This is a genomic window from Streptococcus oralis, assembly GCF_023109005.1.
GTDB lineage: Bacteria > Bacillota > Bacilli > Lactobacillales > Streptococcaceae > Streptococcus > Streptococcus oralis_BU.
Genome location: NZ_JALDTU010000013.1, coordinates 1 through 5891 on the forward strand (window position 1 = coordinate 1; position 5891 = coordinate 5891).

General features: G+C 36.5%; 3 protein-coding genes and 1 pseudogene. All 4 read left to right on the forward strand.

Translation table 11 applies throughout. The features are described 5' to 3' along the window. The first annotated feature begins 584 nt into the window (after positions 1-584). Positions 585-2177 (forward strand): accessory Sec system protein Asp1, encoded by a 1593-nt coding sequence (asp1, locus tag M1F56_RS09555; RefSeq protein ID WP_247917544.1) that lies wholly within the window; start codon positions 585-587, stop codon positions 2175-2177. Continuing rightward, positions 2164-3726: an accessory Sec system protein Asp2 gene (asp2, locus tag M1F56_RS09560; protein WP_247917545.1), complete on the forward strand. Its 1563-nt coding sequence runs from the start codon at positions 2164-2166 to the stop codon at positions 3724-3726. The genes asp1 and asp2 overlap by 14 nt, the downstream gene beginning before the upstream one ends. Next, positions 3723-4757, forward strand: a complete 1035-nt coding sequence (gene asp3, locus M1F56_RS09565) for an accessory Sec system protein Asp3 (protein WP_084919709.1) — start codon at positions 3723-3725, stop codon at positions 4755-4757. Before asp2 ends, asp3 begins: the two co-directional genes overlap by 4 nt. Before the next feature lie 331 nt (positions 4758-5088). Then, positions 5089-5891, forward strand: a pseudogene (locus M1F56_RS09570) (hypothetical protein); the annotation flags it as partial.

Below are 5891 nucleotides of genomic sequence, written 5' to 3' on the forward strand. Positions count from 1 at the left end.
ATAATAGGCCACGCAAATGTCTTAACTGGAAAACTCCTTATGAAGTCTTCTATGAAGAAAATGTGCACTTAATTTGATAATTCAAGATACAATAAATAGGCTCCATAATATCCATAGGGAATTTACCCACTACAAATATTAAAATATTATAGAGCCAATAAAGTTATGTAGATTTGTTGTGATTCTGTTTGCTGGCTTCAAAAAAGAAGATGGACCGCGAACAATTTTCTGCTAACTTTGCAATCAGCGTAGTTTTAAAGAGCTAAGATATGTTTGAGGAAAGTCGCTAAATATGCTATACTAAAGGGGATTGGTGGATTTTTATAGAACGATTCACTCAGAAAAAATAAGAAATTAATCTAACAAAAATAGATCGTCTTTCAGAGACTTTTATGTCATTTCTCAGATGAAAATGCTTGGAAATCAAGGGATTTGTTTTGAGAATTGGTTTATTCTTATGCTTTATCAAGGTGTATCTCTAGGAGACTTCTCCCGTATTATCGCTTGTTCCATAGGAAATATGCACATCTTGAAAATTGGAACTGACTACAATGAAAAATTGAATGCTAAGGAGATAGAGGGAAATGTTTTACTTTGTACCATCTTGGTATTGTCAAGGTAGGAAATGGTATTCAACTGCTTTGCCTTTTTATTGTTCATCAAAACAGATGATGTTTGATGATACCATGAATTTATTACAGATGCTTCAACCTGCTGGTAAGGATAGTAGAATTCTAGTGTTGAACTATTCGCCTCATATTCGAACCCTCTGTTATCAGGAGAAAATCGAACCAGCTGGGATGTGGAATCTATTTGATAATCTACAAGGTTTGACAGATGTTTTGCCCCGAAAGCTCGGTTTGGATGATTTGAAATGGCCACAGGGAGCGGAATTCTTTTATACTCCCTTTCTTGTAGATGTTTATTTAAATCAGAACCACTATGCCCAGATTAATTTTTCTCAGACTGGCAATATTTTCGATATTATCTATTTTAAAAATAATCAGATGGATCACCGTTTGGTCTTTGATGATCGAGGCATAGTTTCTAGTGTGATTTATTTTGAAAATAATCATCCAGACCATCAAGATTATCTGAATCCACAAGGTCAGTGGCAGTTTAGGGAATTCTTGACAAGAGATAATCATCAAGTGCTTGTCAATCCTGAAGTCCAAGAAGCATTCGCAAAGAATGTTTATAGTGATATTGAGGAGCTAATCAAGGAAAAACTGGACCAGTATTTATCTTCTGCCCTAACAAGAGATGATATGCTTATTGTTTCAGCAAATCCTCAACATAACCATCTTTTCCACAAGGCTAAGAGACACTACAATCTTACCTTCTCTTTCTTTGCTGAACGCTACCCAATTGAGAACAGAGAAGAAATCCTAGAGGATTTGCAAGGTACACCATTCTTTATTGTTGATAGTTTCAGTAAGGTTCAAAAGATGGATGAACTGATCGGCAAAGCCCAGCTTCCCCCTTATTATGAGGTGGCTCCTTATGACATTCGTCTGCAGGCAGAAGAAAGCCAGCAGGAAAAGCCAGCAACTGTCTATGTCAATGTTGATACTTTACCTGAAGAATATCTTCAAACTGTCTTTAGGACCATATTTGATATGATGCTAGAGAAGGAATGGATGAAGTTACTGATTGGTACTCAGAGTTTGGAGTCTGAAAGAGTAGTATTTATCAGACAATTTGTCAAAGAATATTTATTAAACAAGCTAGCTTTAGAAGAAAAAACATCAATTCATGGAGGCATAAACTCCATAGATCAAAAAGCTACTTTTGATAATGAGAAGAACTTCAGAGAGCGAATGGAGTTTAGGACGTTCCACAGTTCTGCTGAAATGGCAAAAATGATGAAAGATGTTCGCGTCATCCTTGATTTGGGAAATCCGGCAGATATGCTTGTGCAAATTGCAGGATTAAGTAGGGGCATTCCTCAGATTAATTTATATAGTTCCTCTTATGTCAAGCATGGAGAAAATGGTTCGATTATAACTGATATTTCTAATCTTAAAAATGTAATATTGTATTATTTGACGGATATAGAGCTTGCATATAAATGCAAGGAACATTCATCTAGTAAGATCGAACAGTACAAAAAGGGAGAAATTATCGAAATGTGGAAAAACACAATAAAGGAATTAAAGGAAAATGAGAGAGATTAGTGTTCTACAAATTGCTGATGAGAACTGGCAGGAGCAATATGGTATTCCTAGTAATATAAGGTGGACATTTGTTAAGCCAGAGGGGATGGTGTCATTTGTGCCTACTGATATTGAGATGTTGAGTGGATGCAGAGAAGATAGGGCAAGGCTTGCAAAGGTTTATGACCTTATATTGGTGGATACGCTAGAACATTTCGAATACATCACTGTTCTGGATAGCCTTATTCAGCCTTATCGTTTGTTTTACCATGAACGTTGCCAGATTACTACGAAAGATTTGAAAACATTCTTGTTTCGTAAGAGAGCAGTCAAGTCGCAATTTGAAAATCCTGAGCAGATTTTGTACCGTTTTTCTCGTGCTTTTTTTTCTCAGCAAAGTGGTTCCAAGCTCAAAGTAAATCATTTAGCAGTTCATCCTTGCTTTAGTGGCCAGATTAATTATGAAGGAAGCAATTATCTCAGTTTGGCTGGAGAATTCGGGGAGGATTATCAACCCCTAGCGAACTATCAGTATAATATTTATCTGGATGCAGATACCCCTTTGGACTTGTGGCCAGAATTTAGGATCTTAGGAGACTGCTCAGTCCGCTATATTATCAAAGGGTATCCTGTCGCGCTTTCTCCAATGCAAGAATGGATTTATGATGAAGCGGTCTATGACAAGCCTCTAATTTTAGACACGCAGGATTCCTACTATCTAAGCATTAGTATTCAAGCTAAGGGACAAGGAATCGTGAAAATAGGTCCCCTTCATCATCGAGATTCTCATTTAGGCTATGGTGACTTGTTAGTTGGTGGGAATCGCATTATTGATAAAAATAGAGAGGAACTGATTTATTTCTTCCATCCGGGTGATTTGAAACCACCTCTCAATGTATATTTTTCAGGTTATCGTCAAGCAGAAGGCTTTGAAGGATTCGATATGATGGCTGGTATGGGAGCTCCCTTTTTATTAATTGGAGATCCGCGTTTAGAGGGTGGTAGCTTTTATCTTGGGTCAGATGAGTTAGAGCAAAAGCTTATTCAAGTGATTCATCATTGTTTGGATGAATTAGAATTTACAGCTGATCAGCTAGTTTTGTCTGGTTTATCAATGGGGACATTTGGCGCTCTCTATTATGCTTCTAAACTAGAACCTCACACCGTTATTGTCGGTAAACCCTTGGTAAATTTAGGTGATATTGCTGTAAATGAGTCTTCCCTCCGTCCTGGCGGATTCCCAACGTCTTTGGACATCCTTTATCGTACGATGGGCAAGCCATCTGATGAAACAGCAACAAAATTAAATGAGTATTTTTGGAAATCCTTTAAAGCTGCTGATTTTTCAAGGACAAAATTTATCATAGCTTATATGTGTCAGGATGATTATGATGGCCGTGCTTATTCTGCCTTGGAGGAAGAGCTCGAAAATCGTAATGATAAGGTTAGCATGATCAGCAAGGGATTTGAGGGACGACATAATGATGATACGCAGGGTGTTGTTGGATGGTTTTTTAATCAATACATAGCACTATTAATGAATAGTTTTGAAAGGAAGTTTAATTCGTGAGATATAAGGAGGAAGTCTATTTTGCTTATTGGGATATGCAAAGTGTATCTCAGTATTTATATGGTTCATCTGTCAGGGTCTTAGAGGATGGTCGAGTTTTATATGAGAATCAATTTATGCCGTCTGGGACAGTTATTCACGAATGGTACTCGAAAGCCAATTATCAGGATCTGAGAAATACAAGTCAACTTCCTGATTTGAAGCGGGGAGAGAAATATGTCATTGGAAGCTATCTAGAAACTCTTCCTGAAAATTCAACTTACTTAAAAGTTATCTTTATGGATTCGGCTAATGAGGAAATTTTTTCTCATAATGTGAAACCAGAGGAGACAGCGAGTGTTTATGTACCAACTGACACTCATCACTATAAAATTCAATTGGTCAGTGGAGGCTGTCAGCGCTTCTTGTTTGAGGGGATTTATATTGCCCAAGAAGGTGTGGCAGACTATACAGTTAATCGCTACTGGATCTCAGATTTGCTTCATAGGGACAATGAGAAGAATACCATTTACGTTTGCTTTACAGAGCCTGAGTTCAATCGGACAGGTTTTGTTCCAGAAAGAGTGCAGGAACATTTTCCAAATTTGGTAATGGTGAACTCTTCCTACAAAAGTTCACTTTTATACATGGAAAAAGAGTTTTTTGGAATCTTACTCGATAAAATTGAAAGCCTATCAAGACAGTATTCTTTTGAAAAAGTAGCTTTTATTGGCTATGGACCCATTTCAAATATTGCGGCCCTGTTTTACTCAAAACAATTTTCAACTTCCTATGCTTTAGTGACAGATAGTTTTCTAGCTGAATTAGACTATCATCGCTTACTGGAACGTCATCGAAAACGAGTGAATTATCCGATTTTTAGGGATTTATTGCTATATCGCTTTGATTCAACAAGAGTTAAAGAATATGGAAGTTTGAAGATGGAATCTCAGGAATTATCCAATTTTGTCTATATACTAGATCAGTCAGCTTTGTTGAAAAATATAAATCTAGAGACAACTGAAGAGTGGATGAGGGAAAATGTAACCTAAGAATGCCTTTCTATGAACCCCTTGTCCTGAAAAACCGAAGGAGAATCTAACCTGTGTATGACAGATCTTAGCAAAATGTAGTCAATATAAAAATTAGAGTTCAGATTGTCACGACAATTTTCACCTTTTGATGTTGAAAGGATTTGATGAATTTTGTGAGTGAAAAAATAGAAGCAGAATGCTATTCATTGTATAAAATGAGAGTTAATTCTATATTGATATGGACAACAAAAGAAAATTAGTGTTCTTTTCTGGGTGATGCTTTGACAGATTGAACTTCAAACCTTATAATAGTAGTGATAAATAGTTTTTTAGGAGAAAAAATAATATAATGAGTAAAAAAGAAGAGTTATCAGGATTTCAACTCCTGTTATCGAAAATCAAGCGATTGGTCAATGAGGAAGAGAATGATTATGATGTTCACTATTCTGACGTAACTGAATTGAAACCTGTTAGCAAAAAGGTGAAGGAACAAAAAGAAATGGTGAGGAAAGCCAGTGAGAGTTTTGAATTACCATTAGAGTCTGTTTCAGTTATGGAAGTTCTAGAAGCTTTTCAAGAAAAAAATAGTTTAAACATGGCTGAATTGATAAAAAATGTTAGCTTGAGTTTATCGACTAGTGCACTTGCTTCACTAAGTGAATTCATCGCAGTTTCTTATAGTGAATCTTATAGTCAAAGCATTTCTGAAAAGGGCTACTCTTTGCGCAATTCAATGTCTAATTCGTACTCGATTAGTGATTCTTTTTCGGTATCAGAATCTCTCTCTGTTTCTTCTGTTGAAGAATCTATGAGTCATAGTTTATATGTCTCTGATTCGGAAAGCTTATTGTCTAGTCAAAGTGCTAGTGTAGCAGAGTTAGAATCAATTAGTGTTTCGCAGTCCTTGTCAGTCAGAGATTTTTTGTCTGAGAGTGAAGAAACCGGCATTTTAGAATCTGAATCACTCTCTGAAAGTTCTTCTGACTTTGTATCAGAAAGCGAGAGTTACAGTGAATCAGAATCCCAACAAGACAGCGACTCCGTTTCACTCATCACATCAGATCTTGTATCCGATAGTGAAGAAACCGGCATTTTAGAATCTGAATCACTCTCTGAAAGTTCTTCTGACTTTGTATCAGAAAGCGAGAGTTA